Here is a 23,472-nt window from a genome sequence, read left to right as displayed (position 1 = left end):
AGCATCTCGAACGACCGAGGCACGGCCAGGGCCACCAGCTTCTCCGGGCCGGCGCCCATCGCGATGAGCTGGTGCGCGGCGCGGTTGGCCCGGCGGTTCAGCTCGCCATACGTGAGCCGCTCCTGCCCCAGTTCGAGCGCGATGGCATCCGGCGTTCGCTCCGCGTGTTCCTCCACGAACCGGTGGGCTGGGACGTGGCGGGTGGGCGCCACCACGCGCCCCTGGGTGAACGCGGTGACGACGCCGCGCTCCTGCTCGGGGAGGAGCGCGAGCTCAGACAGCCGCTTCTCCGGATGCGCCACTGCGTCGGCGAAGAGCACCTGGAGGTGGGCGACCATCCGCTCGATGCGGTCCGCGTCGAAGAGGTCCGTGCTGTACTCGATGACGCCGGACAGCCCTTCGCGCGTGGGCTCGAAGCTCAGGGTGAGGTCGAACTTCGCGCTCTCGATCTCCAGGTCGATGGGCTCCAGCGCCAGCCCCGGAAGGCTCAGGTGGCCCTCCGGGGTGTTCTGCAGCATCAACATCACCTGGAACAGCGGGGCGTGGCTCAGGTTCCGCTCGACCCCGAGCGCCTCGACAATCTTCTCCAGGGGAACGTCCTGGTACGCGTAGGCCTCCAGCGCGGAGGCACGGACGCGCGCGACGAGCTCCTCGAAGGTCGGATTGGCGGACAGGTCGATACGCAGTGGCAGGGTCCCGACGAAGAAGCCAATCAGGGACTCGAGCTCCGCGTGGTCGCGGTTGGCCACGGGCGTGCCGATGACGATGTCATCCTGCCCGGTGATGCGCGCCAGGTAGGCTGCGAAGCCGCCCATGAGGACCATGAAGCTGGTTCCACCCGTGCGCAGGCTCAGGGCCTCGATGGCCTCGCTCAGCGCCTTGCCCAGGGCGATGCGTTCGGTGGCACCGCGCATGCTCGTCCGGGGAGGACGAGGCCGGTCCATGGGCAGGTCCAGGGCCGACGGCGCGCCATGAAGCTTCTTCCGCCAGTGGTCGAGCCGCTGCTCCAGCACCTTGCCCTGGAGGTGCCGCCGCTGCTGGTACGCGAAGTCCCGGTAGTCGACGGCGAGCTCGGGCAGCGTCACCGGCTGGCCGGAGACACGTCCGGCATAGAGCTGGGAGAGCTCACGCACGAGCACGCTGATGGACCAGCCGTCACCGACGGTGTGATGCATCGTTGCGACGACGACGTGTGCCGCCTCGTCGAGCCGGAACAGCTTCGCGCGGAACAGCGGGCCGTTCGTCAGGTCGAACGGTCGCGTGGCCTCCTCCGCGATGAGCAGGCGAAGCGCCTCGGGGGACGTCTCTCCCAGGGTGACCTGCTCGAACGGAACGCCCTGGTTCGCCCGCGGCTCTTGCCACACGCGGCCATCTCGCTCGACGAAGCGCATCCCGAGCACGGGGTGCCGCCGGACGATGTCGGACAGGCTTTCCTGGAAGGCGCTGACGTCCAATATGCCCGTCAGCCGCAGCGCCATGGGCAGGTTGTAGGCCGCGGTGCCGGGGTAGAGCTGATCCAGGAACCAGAGCCGCTCCTGGGAGAATGACAGCGGAATGGCGGCGCCCTCAGGCGCCGGTTCAATCCGGGCAAGCGTCAGCGTCTGGCTTCCCCGGCGGGCATCGAGCACCCGGCTCAAGGAGGCGATGGTCGGATTCTCGAAGAGGTCGGAGACGCGGAACGCAGCGTCCACGTCACCGCGAATCCGCGCGACGACCTGCATCGCGAGCAGCGAGTGCCCGCCCAGTTGGAAGAAGTCCTGGTCCCGTCCGACGACGCCGCGTCCCAGGACCTGTTCAAAGGCCCGTGCCACGGTCGCCTCCGTGGGCGTGCGAGGCGGCTCGGATGGGCTCTCGGCCTGCACTGGCGCGACGGGGGCGGGGAGCGCACGGCGCGCGACCTTGCCACTGGGCGTCCGGGGCAGCTCGGGCAACGGCACGAACAGCGCGGGAACCATGTACTCGGGCAGGTCCTTGGCGAGGAAGTCGGGCAGCTCGGCCAACGGCACCGTCTCCGGGACGACGTAGGCCACCAGCCGCTTCTCGCGCGTGGCATCACCATCGACGATGACCGCCGCATCGCGGACATCGGGGTGGGCACACAGGGCGCGCTCAATCTCGCCGGGCTCCACACGGAAGCCGCGAATCTTGACCTGGTCGTCCGCGCGGCCGAGGAACTCGATGCTCCCCTCCACCGTCAACCGGCCAAGGTCCCCGGTTCGGTACGCCCGCACGGGGGGAGACAGGGGCAGGTCGACGAAGCGCTCGGCGGTGAGGTCCGGCCGTGACAAGTAGCCGTCGGCGAGGCACGTGCCCGCCAGATAGAGCTCTCCGGGCACACCCACCGGGACGGGACGCTGGTTCGCATCGAGCACGTGGACCGCCGCGTTGGCGATGGGCCGCCCGATGGAAGGCAGCCCAGGCCAGTGCCGCGGGTCGCCCTCCAACTCGTGCGCCGTCACCACATGTGACTCAGTGGGGCCGTAGTGGTTGTGAAGGCGCTTGCCACCTTCCTGGAACCAGCGGCGGATGGGGTCGGTGATGCGGAGTTGGTCTCCCGCGGTGATGACTTCCGCGAGCCCCGGCACGCGATGCTCGGTGCGCAGCGCAGCCTGTGCCAGATGGTGGAGCGCCACGGCCGGCAGGAAGAGGCGTTGGACGCGCGCCGCATCGAGGAAGTCGGCCAACGCGTCTGGGTCGCGTCGCGTGCCTTCATCGATGAGGACCAATGTGCCACCCGAGCACCAGGTGGAGAAGGTCTCCTGGAACGACACATCGAAGTTGAGCGGCGCGAACTGGAGCGTGCGCAGGGGGCGGGCGTGTTCGGTCTGCCACTCGATGAGGTTGACCAGTGCCCGGTGCGGCATGGCTACGCCCTTGGGCTTGCCCGTCGAGCCCGACGTGTAGAGGACGTAGGCCAGATGATGCGGCTCCACCCGGGGCCGCGGAGTCTTCGTGGCACGCGCCTCCGCGTCATCCAGCAGGACCTGCGTCAGACCCTGTGACGGGAGCAGCTCGCTGTACTTCTTCTCCGTGAGCAGGACGCGCGGCTTGGCGTCCTCCAGCATGTAGCGAAGGCGCTCAGGCGGGTACGTCGGATCGAGCGGCACATAGGCGCCACCGGCCTTGAGGACCGCGAGGAGGGCGACCTGCGCATGGATGGAGCGGTCCAGACAGATGGAAACCCGGACCCCTGGGCCCACGCCCAATGCGCCCAGCCGGTCGGCCAGGGCTTCCGCCGCCTCATGGAGCTGGCGGTAGGTCCGCGTCTCGCCCTGGTGCTCCAGCGCGACCACGTCAGGCGTCTTCTGGGCCTGACGCTCGAACAGCTCGGGGAGGGTGCGGCCGGTGTACCTGCGCTCGGTGCGGTTGAGGTCGGCGTACAGACGCCGCTCCTCGTTGGACAAGAGCGGGAGCTCTGAGGTGTGGAGCTCGGGCTCCTCGGCGATGGCCTGGAGCAGCCGGCCGAGGTGCGCGGCCATCCGGTCAATCCGGTCCGCGTCGAAGAGGTCCGTGTCGTACTCGATGCTGCAGGCGAGCGCGCCCTCACGCGGCTCCACGAAGAAGGTGAGGTCGAACTTCGACGTCGAGCTCGCCGGCGCTTGAATCTCGGCGCGAACATCGGGGAGCTGGAGCTCGCCACCGCTCTGGCCCTGGAGGACGAACATCACCTGGAACAGCGGGTTGTGCGCAAGTCCACGCGGCAGCTCGACTGCGGCCACCAGCTTCTCGAAGGGCACGTCCTGATGCGCGTAGGCATCGAGCGCCACCTTACGGACGCGCAGCAACAGCTCGGAGAACGTCGGGTCTCCAGACAGGTCGACGCGGAGGGCGAGCGTGTTGAGGAAGTACCCGACCACTCCCTCCGTTTCGTGCCGGTCGCGGTTGGCGACAGGCGAGCCAATCACCACGTCCTCCTGACCGCTGATGCGCCCGAGGTACGCGGCGAAGGCGCCGAGCAGGGTCATGAACAGCGAGGCGCCCGAGCTCCGGGAGAGCGCTTCGAGCCGCTGGCCCAGCGGCGCTTCCAGCACGAAGCCATGGGTCTTTCCATGGAACCGCTGCCGCTCCGGTCGCGGACGGTCGGTGGGAAGCGGAAGGACGGGCGGGGCGTCCTTCAGGGCTTCGCGCCAGAAGGCAACGCTCTCGTCCAGGCGTCCTGATTCCAGCCGCTGCCGCTGCCATGCGGCCCAGTCCGCGTAGCGAATGGGCAACGCGGGCAGGGCCGGCTCCGTGCCGCTCACCAGTGACGCGTACACGATGCAAAACTCGCGCAGCAGGACCCCGACGGACCAGGCATCCGCGATGATGTGGTGCTGGTTGAGGATCAGGACGTGACTGTCGGGTGCGAGCCTGAAGTGCCGCGCGCGGAAGAGCGGGCCGTCCGTCAGCGAGAACGGCGCGGCGACCTCCTCGGCGATGCGTGCGTCGAGGAGGGCAGGGGAGACGTCCTCGCTCACGAGCACGGAGGCGGCAGATGCCTGGACTCGCAGGACGGGTGTGCCTCCACGGTCGTGGAAGGTGCTCCGGAGCGCCTCATGGCGTTCAACCAGGAGCTGGAGCGTTCTTGCGAGCGCGCTGCCATCGAGCGTCCCCTGGAGCCGGAGCACCAACGGGACGTTGTACGCCGCGCTGTCCCCTCCGAGCGCGTCGATGAACCACAGGCTCTCCTGGCCCGGAGCGACAGGCGTGTCTCCCGTCAGCTCCACATGCGGGATGGGCTCGACCGCCGTGCCCTGTCCAGAGAGCGTCTCCGCGAGCTGCGCGATGGTCCGGCGCTCGAAGATGGCTCGGACGGGAATGTCGACGCCGAAGGCTTCGCGGGTGCGCGCGATGACCTGCGTCGCCTTCAGCGAATGCCCACCGAGGTCGAAGAAGTCATCGTGGATGCCTACGCGCTCCTGGCCGAGCACCGCGCTCCAGATGCCGGCGAGGATCTCCTCATGGGGTGTCCGGGGCGCGGCCGAAGCCACCTGGGGCTGGGCCTCCAGGGCACGTGCTTCGAGCGCCGCGGTGTCGACCTTCCCGTTGGGCGTCAGCGGAAGCCGGTCGATGACGATGACCCGGCTGGGAAGGATGGCCGAGGGGAGCTTCGTCGCCAGATACTGCGTGAGCACGGCCGCGTCGGGCTGAGGCACCACGTCGCTGGCCGCGAACGCAATCAGCCGAACGTCACCGTTCTGCCGCTGCGCCTCGCTCACCACGGCTGCCGCGCTCACGTCGGAATGGGCCGCCAGCGCGGCCTCGATTTCGCCAAGCTCCACCCGCACGCCGCGAATCTGGACCTGACGGTCCGCGCGACCGTGGAACGCGATGGTTCCATCTGGGAGGAACCGGGCGAAGTCGCCGCTCGCGTACATGCGCGCTTCGGGCACGCCCGCGAACGGGTCGGGAATGAAGCGCTCCGCGTTCAGGTCCGGCCGGTTCAGGTAGCCCCGGGTGACGCCTGCGCCGCCGATGTACAGCTCTCCGATGACACCCGGAAGGACGGGCCGCCGCTGGCGGTCGAGGATGTAGATGCGGGCATTGGCGACCGGCCGGCCGATGGAGGGCAGCCCTTGTTTGCCATCCGGAGCAACGGTTCCGGATGTCGCCACCACCGTCGTCTCGGTGGGGCCGTAGTTGTTGACGAGCTGGAACGGGAGTCCCGCGGGCGGTGTGGCGTGGAGCCGGTCGCCGCCCGTGAGCACGAAGCGCAGCGCGCACGGCGAAGGCCACGGCAAGGCCAGCACGGCCTCTGCGATGACCGTCGGCAGGAAGCTGATGGAGATCTGCTGCGCCACCAGCCAGTTCGCCAGGTCGGCGGGCGCGCTGGACAGCTCGGGTGGGACGAGGTGCAGCGTGGCGCCCGCAGCGAGCGTCGGCCAGATTTCCCAGACGGCGGCGTCAAACGCGGTGCTGGCGAGCTGGGTCGTCCGGTCCTTCGCCGTGAGGCCGAAGGTCTCCGTGTGCCAGGACACCAGGTTCATCAGGTTCCGGTGTGTGACCAGGACGCCCTTGGGCGCGCCGGTCGAACCCGACGTGTAGATGACGTAGGCCAGGTCATCCAGCCGCACCGGCTCCTTCGCGGGGACGTCGGGCGTGTCCGTCTCATTCAGGACTCGGGAGATGTCGAGCCGGGGAACGCGCGTGTCCGCGATGGGGTCCGCACCCGTGTTGAGGATGGCGACCGGCGCTACATCGCCCACGATGTAGGCGAGCCGCTCAGCGGGATAGTTGGGGTCCAGGGGCAGGTAGGCCGCTCCCGCCTTGAGCACGCCCAGGAGGGACACCACCATCTCCACGGACCTGCCAATGCACACGCCGACGATGCGCTCACGCCCGGCGCCCAACTGACGGAGGTGCCGCGCCACGCGCTCGGCGCGGCGGTCGAGTTCGCGGTAGCTGATGGATTGGCCGTCGGGGCCCACCACGGCGGTCGCGTCGGGCGCGGCCCCGTCCAGCAGGGCCGTCACAGGCCGGGTGACATCGTAGGCACGGGGATGCTGGCCCCACTCCGCCAGCACGCGCTGAGCGGTCTCCTCCATCAGGTCGATATCGCCGACCGTCTTCGCGCCCGGCAGCGACTCGAGCGCGGCTATCAGCAACCGCGCGATGCGCTCGGCCATCGGACGGGAGAACGCGTCCGCGGCGTACATGACACGCAGCTCCATCGACTCGCCCGGGATGGCAACCAGCGCCAGTGGGTAGCTGATGCGGTCGTGCGTGTTGACCGAGCTGATGGTGAGGCCACTGCGAGGCAGGAGCGTCGAGGCGTCGAGCGGATAATTCTCGAACACCAGGATGCTCTCGAAGAGCGGCCGGTCCTTCGGCGCGTCCGACCAGTGCTGGATGTCCGCCAGCGAGGCGTAGCTGTACGGCTCGACGGCGCCTTGCTCAGCCTGAAGCCCCGACAGGAACGTGGCGACCGGCGCCGTGCCGTCCAGCCGCGCTCGCAGAGGTAGGGTGTTGATGAAGAGCCCGACAATGGATTCGGAACCAGCAAGGTCGGCGGGACGGCCAGAGACCGTCACACCGAAGATGACGTCGTCCGTGCCTGTCGCTCTCGCCAGGACCAGCGCCCATGCACCCTGGACCAGCGTGTTGAGCGTCAGCCGGTGCGCCTTCGCGAAGCCCGTGAGCCGCGCGGTCAGCTCTGGCGACAGCCGCTTGGTGACCTCCGGCTGCGTATCGCCCGCCGGTCCGCTGGTGTCCTGCCGCTCGGTGAAGGGCAGTGGCGTGGGTTGCTTGAAGCCCTGGAGCCGCTCGCGCCAGAAGGACTCCGCGCGGGAGGGGGCCTGCTCCTGGAGCCACGCGATGTAGTCGCGGTAGGGGCGCGCAGCTGGCGGCAGCGCTGCAACGCCCTCCTCGAAGGCACCGAGCACTTCGCGGAGGACGATGGAGAAGCACCACCCGTCCAGCAGCAGGTGGTGGTAGGTCCAGACGAACAGGTGGCGCGTGTCGTCGAGCCGGATCAGCGCGCAGCGAATCAGGGGCGGCGTGCCCAGGTCGAAGCCCTGGAGCCGGTCCTCGCGCAGGAAGTCGTCAATCCACCGCTGCTGCGCGTTCGCCGGCACGTGCCGGATGTCCTCGATGCGCCAGGGGACTTCGGCCTCCACCGCGACGACCTGGAGCGGCTTCTCCAAGCCTTCCCAGAGGAAGCCCGAGCGCAGGATGGGGTGCCGGGCGAGGACGTGCTGCCAGGCCTCCTTCCAACGGTCAATGGGCAGGTCCCCCCGGACCTCGCAGCTCAGTTGCTCCACGTACATGCCCGCGCCGGGCTCCATCAGCGCGTGGAAGAGCATGCCGTGCTGCATGGGGGCGAGCTCGTAGATGTCCTCGATCGACTCTTCTGACGTCATGGCGCTGTCCTGCCCCTCACCTTCCACCTGGCTCATCGCGGCTTCTTGGTCAGCGTGAGCACGCGCTTCAAATCCTTGGCACTCAGACGCGCCGCCGGGAAGTCAGACGCCACTCGGACCGCGGCGGCGGGCTCCGCGCGCTCGCGAATCATCGCTCGCACATTGGCGTGGAACTCCGCGTTCAGCCGCTCGATGGTCTCCTTGCGGAAGACCTTGGCGCCGAAGGTCCAGTCGAGGCGGAGGCGCTGACCCGCTTCGACCACGGCGTTGAGCTCGATGCGGTGGGGCCGGGTGGCGCCAGGTGCGTGCAGCAGGCCCAGGCCCTCCTTGGCGCGGCCTCGCACCACGCCCTGCGTTGGCACGGCGCCCATCTGTCCCAGGTAGTTGAAGACGATGCCCGCGTTCGGAATCGCGCCGAGCCGCGAACGAATCGACGCATCCGGCGACAGCGCACGGAGCACGCCGTAGCCGATGCCGCCACGGGGCGTCCGGCGCAGCGCGTCCTTCGCGCGGGCCAGCGTCTCACGCACGCTTTCCCGGGCACCCACGTGCAGGCGGAGCGGGAAGAGCGCGGTGAACCAGCCCACCGTGCGGCTCAGGTCCACGTCCTCGAACAGGAACTCGCGTCCATGGCCTTCCAGGTCGATTCGGACGGTGCTGTTGCCGGACCAGCCCGTGAGCGTCCGGGCGAGCGCGGCAATCAGGGCCTCGTTGACCTTGACGTCGTACGCCGTCGGGACCTCGTTCAGCAGCAGCTGGGTCTCCTCCGCCTCCAGCCACGTCACGAGCGTGCCAGCGTCGCTCACCGTGTCCGGGGCGTGCGAGTCGTTCAGCGGCAGGTCCTGCGAGTCGTCTCGCTGCGCCGTCGCGAGCCAGGCGTCGAGCTCGGCCCGGGCGTTGGGCGTCGCCGCATACGCTTCGAGCCGCTTCGCCCAGTGCTGGAAGGACGTCGTCTTCGGCGGGAGACCGACCTCCTGGCCATTCGACAACTGGCTGTACGCCGTCAGCAGGTCCTCGATGATGATGCCCCACGACACGGCGTCCACGACCAGGTGGTGGGCCACCAGCGCGAGCCGCGCGGAGTCCCCACCCAGCCGCAGCAGGGCGGCGCGCATGAGCGGGCCCTGCTCCAGGTCCAGGGACTCGTGGAGGTCGGCGAGCGCCTCTTCCACGTGCTCGCTCCCGTCCACGTCCAGCGTGTCCAGGGGAATGCCTGTCAGCGCCTCCTCTTCGGCGTGGAACTGGGTCCAGCCGTCACCGTCCTTGCGGTAGCGGAAGCGGAGCGCGTCGTGGTGGCGCTCCACCGCTTCGAGCGCGCCGCGAAGCGCGGCCAGGTCGATTCCTGGCTCCACGTCGAGCATCACCGCCATGTTGAAGTGCTGCGGCCCGGCGCGGTTCTGGTCGAAGAACCAATGCTGGATGGGGGTGAGGGGCGCGCTGCCCGTCACGAGCCCCTGCTCGGCGTTGATGACCTGGGTGCTGGAGGCCACGCGCGCCAGGTCGGCGATGGTCTGGTGTTCGAACAACTGGCGCGGACGCAGCCGCAGGCCCTGCTGGGTGGCGCGGGAGATGATCTGCAGCCCGAGGATGGAGTCACCGCCGAGCGCGAAGAAGTTGTCGTGGATGCCCACGGACTCCTTCTTCAAGACGGTGGCCCAGATGCTGGACAGGATCTGCTCCTCCCGCGTCCGCGCATCGGCGAAGGCGGCGGGCGCCTGGGCCTGCACGGGGTCCGGCAGCTTCTTGCGGTCCACCTTTCCGCTGGGCGTCAGCGGGAAGGTTTCCAGCACGACGAAGTGCGCTGGCACCATGTAGTTCGGAAGCAGGCCCATGGCATGGTCGCGCAGGGACTGAATCGTCAGCGACGTGCCCGGACGGCCCACGGCATAGGCCGCGAGCTGCCCCTGGTGGATCGTGATGACCGACCGCTGGACCGCGGGGTGGCTGTCGACGACGGTTTCCACCTCACCCAGTTCGATGCGGTAGCCGCGCAGCTTCACCTGGTCGTCGATGCGGCCCAGGAAGTCGATGCTGCCGTCGGCACTCCAGCGCGTGAGATCGCCGGTCCGGTAGAGCCGGGCGTTCGGGGCGTCGGAGTAGGGGTCCGGGATGAAGCGCGTCCGGGTGAGCTCGTCGAGTCCGTGGTACCCGCGCGCGAGCGCCGCACCGCCCACGTACAGCTCGCCGGGAACTCCGATGGGGACCTGCCGCTGGTCGGCGTCGAGGATGCGCGCCACCAGCCCCGGGAGGGGCCGGCCGATGGACGGAACGCCCGTGTCGCCCTGCTTGAGCTCGGCGACCGTCGCGATGACCGTCGTCTCCGTCGGACCATAGGCGTTGATGAAGCGACGGGTGTCCGTCACCCACTTCTTCACGAGCTCCGCGGGGAGCGCTTCTCCGGCCGTGATGAGCACGCGGAGATCGGAATAGGCTCCCTCCGGCAGCGTCGCGAGCGCGGAGGGTGACAGCACCACCTGGGTGATGTGCTTCTCCGTGAGCACCGTGGCCAGGGCCTCGCCCACGCGCGCGGTCTCATCCGTGGGCAGCACCAGCCGGGCGCCGCTGGCGAACGCCATCACGATGTCCCAGACGGATACGTCGAAGGACAGCGACGCCGCCTGGAGGATGCGACTGTCCGGTCCGAGCCCGAAGAGCGGGACCGAGGCCACGGCGAGGTTCGCCACGCCCCGGTGCTCCAGCACCGCGCCCTTCGGCTTCCCGGTGGAACCCGAGGTGTAGATGACGTAGGCGGCGGAGCCCGCGTCGGGGAACGGGAGGGTGGACGGCTCGGCGTGCTCCGGCAGGGGCTCATCCATCCATAACGTCTGGCCCTGGAAGCCCGGCCGCTCGCCCAGGGCGCGCTCCGTGAGCAGCACCTCCGCGCCCGAGTCGTCCAGCATGTGGCCCAGGCGCGCCTGGGGGTACTCCGGGTCGAGCGGGACATACGCGCCGCCGGCCTTCCAGACGCCCAGGATGCAGGTGATGAAGTCCACCGACTTCGGCAGGCAGATGGCGGCCCGCTTCTCCCGTCCGAAGCCCAACGAAACCAGGTGCCGGGCAAGGCGCGTCGCCCGCCGGTCGAGCTCGCCGTAGCTCAGGCGGACGTCGCGATGCTCCAGGGCAATGGCCTCAGGTGCGCGCGCGACCTGCGCCTGGAACAGCTCCACTACCGAGCCGGGCGCGGGCGGGGCACTGGGGCCTTGCTCCCATTTCGCCACCAGGCTGGCTTCGCTCGCACCCAGGAGCGCGAACTCGGGCACGCGGCGCTCTGGCGCCTGCACCGCTTCGCGGAGCATGACGACGAGGTGCTCGGCCATCCGCTCGATGCGCTCGCGGTCGAACAGGTCCGCGCTGAACTCGAGCAGGCCGGAGAGGCCATCCGCGGATTCCTGCATGGACAGCGTCAGGTCGAACTTGGCGGTGACGCTGTCCAGGTCGAGCAGTTGCACGTCGAGCCCATCCAGCGCGGGGGGGGAGAACGGCGCGTTCTGGAGCGCGAACATCACCTGGACCAGGGGCTGGCGGCTGAGGCTCCGCTCGGGCGCGACCACCTCCACCAGCTTCTCGAAGGGCACGTCCTGGTCCGCGTAGGCGTCCAGGGCCGTGCGCCGGACGCGCGACAGCAGTTCCAGGAAGCTGGGGTCGCCGGACAGGTCCATCCGGAGCGCGAGCGTGTTGACGAAGAAGCCAATCAGCGGCTCTGCCGCCGCGCGGTTCCGGTTCGCCACCGGCGAGCCGATGATGAGGTCCTTCTGGCCGCTCAGCCGTGACAGGTAGGCGGTGAAGGCCGCCAGCAGCGTCATGTACAGCGTGGCGCCTTCCCGGCGGCTCAGCTCCTTCAGGCGCGCCGTGAGGGAACGGTCCACGTCGAAGCGGACCACGCCACCCCGGTACGTCGGCGTCTCCGGCCGGGGCCGGTCGCTGGGGAGGTTGAGGGACGTGGGCGCCCCCGCCAGGCGCTGCTTGTGCGCTTCGATGGACTCCGCGAGCGCACCGTCCCGCAAGAGCTGCCGCTGCCACAGCGCGAAGTCCGCGTACTGGACCTGGAGCGGCGGCAAGGCCAGCTCACGCTGCGAGCGCAGCGCGTTGTAACCGGCCGCGAGCTCACGCGCGAGGATGCCCACGGACCAGCCGTCGGAGACGACGTGGTGCATGGTCAGAACCAGCACATGGTCCGACTCCGAGATGCGGAAGAGGCGCATCCGCAGCAGCGGGCCCCGCTCGAGGTCGAACGGCCGGGAGACCTCCAAGCCCGCCTGGACCTGGATGAGCCCGAGCAGCTCCGCCTCCGAAGCGCCGGCCGGGTGGGCCAGCTCCTCCGTGGGCGGCAGCTCGGCCGTGACGTTCGGGGAGATGACCTGGAAGGGCTGCGCGCCTTCCGCCGGGAAGCACGTGCGGAGCACTTCGTGCCGCTGGACGATGGCGTCCAGGCTCTGCCGGAGGGCCTCGTGGTGGAGGGGGCCTCGGAGCCGGAGCACCAGCGGGATGACGTAGATGGGGGCCCGCGTCTCCTCGATGCGGTCCACGATCCACAGCCGCTCCTGGGAGGACGACAGCGGAATGCGCTCCGGGCGCTCCATGGGCCCGGTGAAGTCGACCGCGGCCACTCCGGGGCGCTGGCGCTGCTGTTGGACGGCCGTCACGAGCCCCGCGACGGTGGGGCTCGCGAAGAACGTGCGCAGCGGAATCTCCACGCCCAGCACGGCGCGAATCCTGGACACGACCTGCGTGGCCAGCAGCGAGTGGCCGCCCAGGTCGAAGAAGCTGTCGTGCACGCCCACGCGCTCCGCGCCGAGCAGCTCGGCGAAGATGCTGGCCAGGATCTCCTCCTCGCCGTTGCGCGGCTCGACGTAGGCCGTCTCCAGGCCCTGTGAGACGGATGGAACGGGCAGGGCGCGCCGGTCGACCTTGCCGTTCTCGGTCAGGGGAATCCGGTCGACGACCATGATGCTCGCGGGCACCATGTACTCGGGAAGGCTCGCCTGCGTCCGCTTGCGCAGCTCGCTCTCCAGGCGGCGATCCACCCGGCTCCGGAGCGGGTCATTGGCGCGGCGTGCCCCCGCGACGATTTCCGGCGCACTGCCGAAGAGGGCCACGGGCCCGTGCGCCGACTTCGCGGCCGGGGTGAAGACCGCGTCGAAGGAACCATCCACGCCGCCGCGTGACCAGTCCAAGGCGACGTTGAGGGACAGGGCTTCCGCGAGCTGGTGGAGAGACTCGGGGTCGATGCCAGGCTCCGGCTCGCTCGCGGGCGTCGTGGCGTCGCGGTCCAGCACACGCCGACGGAGCTTCTCGAAGGAACCAGGCCGCGAGGCCGCTCCATCCGTCACGCTCGCCAGGGCGTCCAAGGATGCCTCGACTCGCGCGTTTCGGATGCCGCGCAGGCCGACACGCCGGGTGCCGTCCTGGGTCAGCCGGGCGCGAAGCTCGGGCAGGCTCACGTTGCCCGGGCCCCAGGCCACGTCGGGGGCGGGGCTGGGCGGGGTGTCCAGGTGGATGAGCACGTCGTAGCGGAAGCGCGTCAGCTCGTTCAGGCACGCGCCCCGCTTCGGGCGAATCTCCACGTGGGTGAGGCGGGGGATGCGCTGCTTGAGGGCCCAGAAGAAGTCCGGGGCGAGCACCAGCTCCTCTTCCGCCGCCATGCGCTGCGCCACGCGGGCCTTGAGCACCTGTGGGTCGAGCGTGCCGGACGCCTGCGCCAGGACGATGGACGCGTGGAATGCCTCCAGCAGGCGGAAGTTCCGCACGTCACCCACGAAGATGACGCCGCCCGTGTCCAGCCGCTGTGACGCCTTCTCCAGGGCCTGGGCGAGGTACTCCGCGCTCGGGAAGTACTGGACCACCGAGTTCAGCATCACCGCGTCGAAGCGCATGTCGCCGAAGTCGATGCCGTCCAACTGGTCCGCCGCGCAGTGGAAGAGCTTCGCATGCTCGAGCCCGGCCGACTTCGCCGTGTTGCTCCGGAGCATGTTGACGACGACACCCGAGACGTCCGTGGCCCAGTAGGCCTCCGTGGACGGCGCAATCCGCGTGAGGAGCAGACCGGTGCCACAGCCGATCTCGAGCACGCGGCGGGGCTTCCGCACGAGAATCTGGTGGACCGTGTGGTCGACCCACTCCTTCATCGCCTCCGCGCTGAGCGGTGCGCCGGTGTAGCTGCTGTCCCAGCCCGCGATGTTGAAGCTGGGGTCCAGCTGCGGCTCGCTGGCGGAGCGTGCATAGAGGTCGTCGTAGAGCGCCTTCCACTCGCCCACGTGCGTGTCGCCGACGCCGCCGTCCGCATCCGAGGACAGGAGCATCTCCGCGGCGTTGTCCCTGGGCACGACGTAGGCGGCGATGCGGCGGTCGTCCGCGCTCCGCTCATGCGTGGTGACGTAGGCATCAACGACCGCCGGATGCGTGGCGAGCACCGACTGGATTTCACCCAGCTCGATTCGGAACCCGCGAATCTTCACCTGGTCGTCGATGCGCCCCAGGTACGTGAAGCCGCCATCCGGAAGGCGGATGGCGAGGTCGCCCGAGCGGTAGAGCCGCTTGCCCGGCGAAGACGGGTCCTCGACGAAGCGCTGTGCGGTCAGCTCGGGGCGCTTCAGGTAGCCGCGCGCAACACCCGCGCCGCCGACGTACATCTCTCCCGGAACGCCGGCCGGTACGGGCTGGCCGTGCTCGTCGAGCAGGTGCAGCTCGAGGTCCGGGAGCGGGCGTCCGATGGGGCTCGCGGCGGAGGTGAGGTCGGCCTCGGTCACCCGGTAGTACGTGACGTGCACCGTGGTCTCGGTGATGCCGTACATGTTGATGAGCTGCGTGCCGGCGTCCCCATACCGCTCGAACCAGGGGCGCACGGTCGCCGCGTCCAGCGCCTCGCCACCGAAGATGATCCACTTGAGGCCGCGCCCGCCCTTGCCATCCGCGATGGACGGCGCGCGCGTCAGCGCTCGGAACGCGGACGGCGTCTGGTTGAGGACCGTCACACCCTCCCGTGCAATCAGCTCACCGAAAGCCTCGGGCGCGCGCGTCATCCAATGGGGCACGACGACCAGGCGACCGCCGTAGAGCAGCGGCCCCCAGAGCTCCCAGACGGAGAAGTCGAACGCCGCGGAGTGGAACAGCGTCCAGACATCATCCGGCCCGAAGCCATAAAGCGGCTCCGACGTGGTGAACAGCCGGGTGGCGTTGGCATGAGTGACGATGACGCCCTTGGGGCGCCCCGTCGAACCAGAGGTGTAGATGACGTAGGCGGCGTTGTCCGGCGTGATGGCCGGCTCGGGATTCGGCGCACGTCGACCGCCCTGCCAGTCGAGCGCGCCCACGAAGACGGTGGACACACGCTGGGTGGGAAGCTCGCCGGTGCGGCTGGACTCGGTCACCAGCGCGGTGACCTCCGCGTCCTCCAGAATCAACGCGAGCCGATCCTTCGGGCTGGCGGGGTCCAGCGGCACATAGGCGCCGCCGGCCTTGAGCACGCCGAGGATGGAGACGACCAGCTCCACGCTGCGGTCGACGCAGATGCCCACCAGTGACTCGGGGCCCACGCCGTGGTCGCGCAGCGCATGCGCCAGGACATTCGCCCGGGCGTTGAGCTCGGCGTAGCTGAGGTGCGCCTCGCCAAACGTCAGCGCGGTGGCGTTCGGGCTGCGCTCGGCCTGGGCCTCGAACCAGCCGGTGAGGGTCTGGGCGGTGGTGACGGCCGGGGTACTTTCAACGCGCGCATCGTGCACGGGGGACGGGGCCTTGACCGCCAGGGACAGTCGGGCCACCGGCTCATCCGGTGCGCGGACCATCTCCTCGACGAGCTTCTCGAAGTAGCCGCGCCACAGGGCGACAGTGTCGTCGTTGAAGAGGGCGCGGTTGAAGCGGAGCACGCCGGAGAAGGCGCCCCGCGTCTCCCACATCTCCAACGTGAGGTCGAACTGCGACTCCTGTTCGCTGATGGGGAAGGGCTCGAGCTGCAGGTTGCCCCAATAGACGCGGGCGTCCTCGTCGGGCGAGGCCCACAGCGCCATGGCGCCGCCGCCCTCGCGCGAGGCGTGGAGCGAGATGGACGCCTGGAAGAGGGGAGACACGCCAGGACGGCGCTCGATGTTCAAGCGCTCCACGAGCGATGCGAACGGGAAGTCCTGGTGCGCGAGCGCTTCGTGGACGACGGTGCGCATCCGGCCCAGCAGGGTCCGGGTGGAGGGCGCACCGGAGAGGTCCGCGCGCAGCGCCACCGCGTTGGCGAAGTAGCCTACGACGTCATGGAAGGCGGAGCCGGGCCGGCCCGCCGTGGGCGAGCCAATCAGGATGTCCTCCTGCCGCGCCAGACGCCCCAGCAGGGCGGCATAGGCGGACACGAGCACGACGAAGGGCGTGGACTCGGCGCTCTGCGCGAGCGCCTTGATGCGGGCCGTCAGCTCCGCGGAGAGGCGGAACGGGCTCGCGCCACTCCGGTTCGCGGCGACCGCCGACCGGCTGCGGTCGGCGGGCAGCGCCAGGATGGGAAGCTCACCATCGAGCTTCTTCTGCCAGTAGTCCCAGTGGGCCCGCCCCGCGGCACCCGACATCGTCTCCGCCTGCTGCGCGACGAAGGCGGCATAGCTGCCCGTGACGGGCGGCAGGGACGGCTGCTCGCCACGCGCGATGGCCTGATAGAGCTGATTGAACTCCTGCTGGAGGATGCCCGCGGACCACCCGTCGTAGACGATGTGGTGGACGGTCATCAGGAGGACGTGGTCCTCAGCCCCCAGGGAGAAGAGGTTCCCCCGGAGCAGCGGGCCCCGCTCCAGGGAGAACGGCTGACGGTAGGCGCGGGCCACCTCGGCCTGGAGCTGCTCAGGGCTCCAGCCTTGCGCGTCCACGTGGGTGAAGCTCGGCTCGAGGGTGGGGTGGCACGTCTGGACGAGCTGCCCTTCCGCGGTGGACGAGAACGTGGTGCGCAGGGACGCGTGGCGCTCGGCCAGCATTGCGAACGCGCGCTTGAGCGACGCCACATCCATCTGCGAGCGGATGCGCAGCGCGAAGGGCGTGTTGTAGGCCGCGCTCTCCGGGTCCTGCTGGTGCAGGAGCCACAGCGCCTTCTGGCCGGATGCGAGCGGGGAGAGGCGGGGGGCCGCCTTCCCGGACTTCGCCATGAGCTCCGCGAGCAGCTTGCGCTTCGCCTCGAGTGAGAGGCCCTTCATGTTGTCAGCCGGGGTGCTCATGCCGTCTCCCTCTCCTGCGCCGTCTGCGCGGCGAGCATGGCCTGGAGGATCGTGTCCAGCTCACCCTCCGACATGCTGTTCACCTGCTGCTCGATTTCGGCTTCCTCCGTCACCGGTTCCGGCGCGGGCGCAGCGGCGGCGGCAGCGGGCCCGTCGAACTTCGATGACAGGTTGGTGGCGACCTCCACCAGGCTCCCGGCGCGCAGCAGCTCCAGCGCGGGAATCTCGATGCCGAGCGCCTCGCGGATGGTCCGCTGGACCTGCATCGACAGCAGCGAGTCCACGCCCAGCAGGGACAGGGGCTTCTGCGGTTCCACCCGCTCCATGGGAATCTGGAGAATGGTGGCGAGCCGTTCGACGAGGAACTTCTCCAGCTCCGGCTGCCGGGACTCGGGGGCCAGCCCCGACAGATGTCCGCGCAGCTGGTCCGCCTCGTTCTGTGCGCCAGCCTGGGCACTGCCCAGCAGGTGTGACGTCCTGGCGGACTTGCCCAGGTGCGGGGCGGCGCGGCCCAGCTTGGACCACTGCACGTCGAAGAGGCCCAACTGCGGCGTGCGCAGGCGCAGCACCCGCTTGAGCGCGGTCAACACGGTGGCGGGCGCCATCGGGTTGAGGCCGAGCGATTCGAGGTAGGTTCGCACCGCTTCGTCCTGGGCCATGCCGAACTCACCCAGCACGCCCCAGTGGATGCTGATGGCCGCCAGCCCTCGTGCGGCTCGGTGCTCCGCGAGCGCGTCGAGGAAGCTGTTCGCCGCGACGTAGTTGCCCTGACGCGGGTTGCCAATCAGCGCGGCGACGGACGAGAACAGGACGAAGAGGTCCAGCGGCCGGTCCTGCGTCAGCTCGTGAAGAATCCACGCGCCGCCCGCCTTGGGAGACATGACGCGCTGGATGCGCTCGAGGTTCAGGTCGGGCATCGGCGCGTCGTCCAGCACGGCCGCCGTGTGCAGCACGCCCTTGAGCGGCGGGTGCGTGGCGTCGATGCGCGCGAACAGCGCCCGCATGTCGTCCATGCTGCTGACGTCCGCGGCGGCCGCGGTGACGCGAGCGCCGGCCGCCTCCAGGTCCTGGACCAACTGTCTGGCTTCCGGCGTGGAGGCGCCCTTGCGACCGGTGAGCACGAGGTTCCGCGCACCCTCCGCGACCATCCAACGGGCGAGCGCGAGGCCGAACCCGCCAAAGCCGCCGGTGACGAGGTACGTGGCGTTCGCATCGAAGAGCGGCTCGTCCGCCGCCGGCGCGAGCGCTAGCGGCTCACCATCGGCGAACGTCAGCGTGAGCCGGGCCAGCCCCTGGTCCCGCGAATGCTCCGCCAGCCACGCCGGTGCCTCCTCGGCGCGAGTGATGGGCCAGGACTCGGACGGCAGCGCCGGCAGGGTCTGGAACCGGCCGAGGACGGACTGGAGCCGCGCGGCGACCTCGTGGGGACGCTGGCGCAGCATGGCCGCGACGTCCACGCGCGCGCAGGCCGCGCCACGGGGCCAGGCGGTGGCGAACAGACCCTCCGCCGGAGCGAGCGGGCCCGCATCGACGAAGCGGCCGAAGGACCCGAGCACACTGGTGAGGGTGGGCTCCGCGTCGCAGGACGCGTTCACCAGCAGGTCCACGCCCGCGCCGTCCGTCCACTCCAGGATGTCTTCCGAGAGGGAAGGCGAGCGCCGGTCGAAGACGCGAACGCCCTCTGGCACCTGCCGCGTGTCGCCGTCCAGGATGATGGCCGTCCGGGCTCCCGCGGCGCAGCCGAGCTCGACCACGGCGGTCCCCACGCCACCGGCGTCCCCGATGACGAGGAGCCGTTCGGAGGTCTGGAGGTGGCCATGTACATGGAGCGCGTACTCCGCGCCGAGGAAGGGCAGCAGCCTTCCCTGGGACGTGCCGACGCTGACGAAGTCCCGGTCCAGGCACAGCACCACGTGCGTGCCCACCACGGGCGCTTCTTGCGCGACCAGCGCCTGCACCACCTGGCCGGACGTGAAGCCCGGGGTGGCCTCGCCCACCGCGACGACCACGCCGCCCACCTCCAGCGGCCAGTGCGTGTCGGACGCACGCCGGCCTTGCACGGCCGCGGCGCGGGTCAGTGTCACGTGGGTGACCTTGATTTCGACCTCTCCGCGCGCGGGCTGCTTGCGCGTGGCGCGACGCGGTCGGCGCTCGGCGCCGTCGAGGGCGACTTCGAACACCTGCTCCACACCGGCCGGCGCGGGCGTGCCCTTCGTCTGGGCCTCCCACTCCGGAAGGGGCTTCGCGCTGAGGCGGCGGACGAAGCGGCGGGTGTCACGCAGCGCGACCTCCTCCTCCTGCGTCTCCGCCAGCAGCTCACGCGCAAGGCGCTCGATCAGCTCCGGCTGCGACGCCGAGGCGTCCTTCGGCAGGTCGATGGAGCGGGTCCGCAGGTGTGGGAACTCCGCGGGGATGACGCGCGCGAAGCCAATCAGCGGCGTGGCGGACAGCGCGCCCAGGCCGTCGCCCGGGGCCGCGCGCTGTGCGTCGCGGGTGACGATGCGTAGCGACGCGCCATCGCCCGGCGCCAGGGCCAGCACCACGTCGAGCAGCGCCCGCACGTCGTTCGACTCGACTCCCGGACGCGCGTCCAGGCCGGCGAGGTAGGCAACGTGCTGGATGCGGACACGGCCCACGGCCTCCACGAGGGAACGGACGTCCTCCGCGTTTCCGGGACGAACCTGGAAGCGGTGGTTGGACTCGCGGACGAACATCTCGCCCCGCGTCACCAGGACCAGGTCCTGGATGCCGGTCCGCTGGAGTTCACGCGTGAGCTCGGCGCCGATTCCGCCCTGGTCGGCGAAGACGAGCCACGTGCCCTGGCTCTTCGCGGGCAGCTCCTCGGCGGTGGCCTCGAAGGCGTGCGTGTACGTCCAGTCGTAGAACGCGGGCCTGGGCACGGACTCCTCACGGTCCGCGAGCGCGGCGCACTCGACGCCCGTCAGCTTCGCGGACACCCGTCCCTCGCCGTCCAGCAGCGTGATGTCGCATTCGAGCTTGTGGGCCGTGCGCGCGCGAATCCGGGCATGGCACCACAGCGGCGCGTGGGCCGCGGGAGGGGCGGAGAGCTGGATGCTCCGGCAGCCCATGGGCAGGTAGAGCCGCGCGTCGTCCTCGGGAAGCCAGGACACCATGGCTTGGAGGCACGGGTCCAACCACACGGGGTCGAGCAGCATCTGCGAATCCGCGGTGATGCGCGCCACTTCCGCTTCGGGAAGGACAATCTCGGCCAGCAGTTCCTTCTCGTTGCGGCGCAGCGTGCGGATGCCGCGCAGGCTGGGGCCATACTCGAGCCCGCGCGTCGCCAGCATCCGGTACAGCGCCTCGGTGTCGAGCGGCGCCTCGGCGTGGATGCCGAGCTCGCTCACCCGGGCCCGTGTCTCCGGTGGCGTGTGGACGTTCCGGCGGATGCGCGCGGTGGCGTGACGGGTCCACGCCGTGCGGTTGTCGCGCGGCCGGCTGTAGATGGTCACCGTCTGCGCCGCCTCGTCGTACGTGGTCCGGACGACGGGCTCGTCATGGCCGGTGACGACGAGCGCGTTCTCGAACCGCACCTCTTCCAGTGCATGCGGTTCGGAGAGGCCCATGGCGCGGCGAACGGCGAGCGCCAGCTCGACGTAGGTGGCGCCAGGGACGACGAGCGAGCCCCGGACGCGGTGGTCCTGGAGGCACGGCAGGAAGCGCGCGTTGAGCCCGCGCTCCCAGGTGGGCAACGGCGCGGAGACGCGGGGGCCGAGCAGCGAATGCTCGTCCGAACCCCGACGGTCCGTGAGGGCCTCCTCCGATTCGTGCCAGTGCTTCTCTCGCTGCCAGGGGTAGGTGGGGAGCGGGGTGTAGCGCGAGCCCTGCGGATAGAGGCCGCTCCAGTCGATGGGAATGCCCGCGACGTAGAGCTCGGCCACGGCCTTGGTGAACGTCTTGAGCTCGGGCTCCTGCCGCCGGAGGGAGGTGAGGACGCGGCCCTCGACGCGGGCCTCCGCGCAGCACTCCTTGATGGACGCCAGCAGCACGGGGTGGGGCCCCAGCTCGATGAAGAGCCGGTAGCCGTCCTTCAGCATCTGCCCGGCGGCCTTCGCGAAGAGCGTGGGCTCGCGGATGTTGTCGCACCAGTATTCCGCGTCGTAGGCAATGCCTTCGATGCGCCCGCCCGTGACGGTGGAGTAGGTGGGCAGGTGCCCGGCGGAAGGCTTCAGCGCGGCCAGGCAGCGGCGCAGCTCTGGCTTCAGGCCCTCCATGGCGGGGCTGTGGTACGGCACCTCGACCTTGAGGATGCGCTGGAACACGCCGCGCGCCTCCAGCTCCGCGGCGATCTCCTCGATGGCCTTCGCGTCACCCGACAGCGTCACCGCGTTGGGGCCGTTGATGGCGGCGATGGAGACCCGGTCCTCACGCCCCCGGATGGCGGCGCGCGCGCCTTCCTCGGAGAGGCCCACGGCGGCCATCTTTCCCTGGCCCGCGGCCTTGGCCTGGATGCGGCTGCGCTCGTAGATGACGAGCATGGCCTGCTCCAGCGTGAAGCGGCCGGCGGCATAGGCCGACGCGACCTCGCCCGCGCTGTGGCCAATCACCGCCGCGGGCGTGATGCCCGCGCGCCGCCACATCTCCAGCAAGCCAATCTGGAGGAACGTGTTCGCGGGCTGCGCGATGTCCGTCCGCGCCATGTTGGAGGACTTCTCATCCGCGAGCATCTGCTCCAGCAGCGACCAGCCCGCCAGCCGCTGGAAGAGGGCGTCGCAGCGGTCCAGGGTGGCGCGGAACAGCGCGTCCTGCGCGTAGAGCTCCCGGCCCATGGCCCACCACTGGGGCCCCATGCCGGTGAACACGAAGACGGGCCGGGCATCCGCGGCCTGGAGCGTCCGGCCAGAAGCGCCCAGCTCGGCGGGGTTGCCCGACGCGAAGGACTCCAGCCGCGCCGTCAGGTCGGCCACGTCCTCCGTCGCCAGCAGCGCCAGCCGGTGCTCATGGTGGGCGCGTCGCGTGGCCGCGGAGAAGCAGATGTCCGGCAGCGAGGCCGACGCCGGCGCGGCGAGCATCTCCGCGTAGGACCGAGCCAGGGCGCGCAGCGCCTCGGGGCTGCGGGCGGAGAGGGGGAGGAGCAGCGGCGCCGGGGGCGCGTCGGCGCGGGCCTGCGATACGGCGGACGGGGCCTGCTCGATGACGCAGTGGGCGTTGGTGCCGCCATAGCCAAAGGAGTTGACGCCCATCCGCAGCGGCTCGTCCTTCCGGGGCGCGAGCGCTTCGAGCGCGCGCGGGATGCGGATGCCCAGCGTGTCGAAGGGGATGGCGGGGTTGAGGTTGCGCAGGTTGGCCTGCGGGGGCAACTGCCGGTGCTGCAGGCACAGGCTCGCCTTGATGAGGCCGGCCACCCCGGCCGCGGCCTCCAGGTGCCCGATGTTGGCCTTGAGCGAGCCGACCCACGGTCCCTGGCCGTCCTCGCGCTTGGAGACGGCGCCCAGGCCTCCCAGCTCCGCCGGGTCTCCCACGGCGGTGCCCGTGCCATGGGCCTCGAAGGCATGGATTTCGGTGGGGTCCAACGCGGCGCTGGCGCAGACGCGGCGAATCAGCGCTTCCTGCGCGCGAGAGCTCGGCGCCGTCATGGACTCGCTGTGGCCGTCCTGGTTGACGCCCGTTCCTCGAATGACGGCGTAGACGCGGTCCTGGTCTCGGACCGCGTCGGAGAGCCGCTTGAGCACCACGATGCCGGCGCCCTCGCCACGGCCGTAGCCGTCCGCGCGGGTATCAAAGCTCTTGGAGTACCCGTCCGCCGACAGGAACTTGCCCTTGCTCATGGCCACGAAGATCTCGGGCCGGAACATGACGTTGACGCCACCCGCCAGCGCCAGGGAGGTGGTGCCGCTGCGCAGGTCCTGGCACGCCAGGTGGACGGCGACCATCGACGAGGAGCACGCCGTGTCCAGGGAGATGCTCGGCCCCTGGAAGTCGAACATGTACGACAGGCGGTTGGAGAGCACCGTCATCGTGGAGCCCACCGCCGTGTGCGGTCCGATGAGCTCGCGGTTCATCGGCCCCATGTGCGTGAGCATGCTGTCGAGCATGAAACCGCCGACGTAGACCCCCGTGGGGCTGCCCGCGAGCTTGTCCGCCGGAAGGCCCGCGTCCTCCAGGCTCTCCCACGCGACCTCCGCGAGCAGGCGCTGCTGCGGATCGAGCGTCGCCGCCTCCCGGGGCGAAATGGAGAAGAAGGCCGCGTCGAACGTGTCGATGGCCTCCTGCAGGAAGCCTCCCGCCCGCACGTACGTCTTGCCTGGCTTGTCTGGGTCCGGGTCGTAGTACCGGCGGTGGTCCCATCGCTCCTTCGGGACTTCTACGATGGCGCAGCGGCCCTGGGTGAGCAGCTCCCAGAGGTGGCGTGGTGACTTCGCGCCCCCTGGAAAGCGGCAGCCGATGCCAATGATTGCGATGGGGTCATGCTCAATATTGGACACTGCGCTCAT

At 70.2% G+C, this 23,472-nt stretch carries 3 protein-coding genes (1 of these 3 running past the window's edge); all 3 read right to left on the bottom strand.

The genetic code is table 11. From position 1 onward, the window contains the following. Tightly spaced (each overlapping or abutting the next), the 3 genes in view from BLU09_RS16665 to BLU09_RS16655 form a layout consistent with a single transcriptional unit that may run on beyond the window. Window positions 1–7,874: the 5' portion of a non-ribosomal peptide synthetase gene (locus BLU09_RS16665; protein WP_090490534.1), read on the bottom strand. Its footprint begins 5,557 nt before the window's first position; only the first 7,874 of its 13,431 coding nucleotides appear in the window; its start codon is at window positions 7,872–7,874; the stop codon falls past the left edge of the window. Then, the gene (locus BLU09_RS16660) at window positions 7,871–17,017 is read right to left on the bottom strand and encodes a non-ribosomal peptide synthetase (protein WP_090490533.1); all 9,147 of its coding nucleotides are present in this window, start codon (window positions 17,015–17,017) and stop codon (window positions 7,871–7,873) included. The genes BLU09_RS16665 and BLU09_RS16660 overlap by 4 nt, the downstream gene beginning before the upstream one ends. Then, window positions 17,014–23,472: a type I polyketide synthase gene (locus BLU09_RS16655; protein ID WP_186817789.1), complete on the bottom strand. Its 6,459-nt coding sequence runs from the start codon at window positions 23,470–23,472 to the stop codon at window positions 17,014–17,016. Before BLU09_RS16655 ends, BLU09_RS16660 begins: the two co-directional genes overlap by 4 nt.

The sequence above is a fragment of the Myxococcus virescens genome, from assembly GCF_900101905.1.
In the GTDB taxonomy this organism is placed as follows: domain Bacteria; phylum Myxococcota; class Myxococcia; order Myxococcales; family Myxococcaceae; genus Myxococcus; species Myxococcus virescens.
This window is presented reverse-complemented; position numbering and strand designations above follow the sequence as displayed.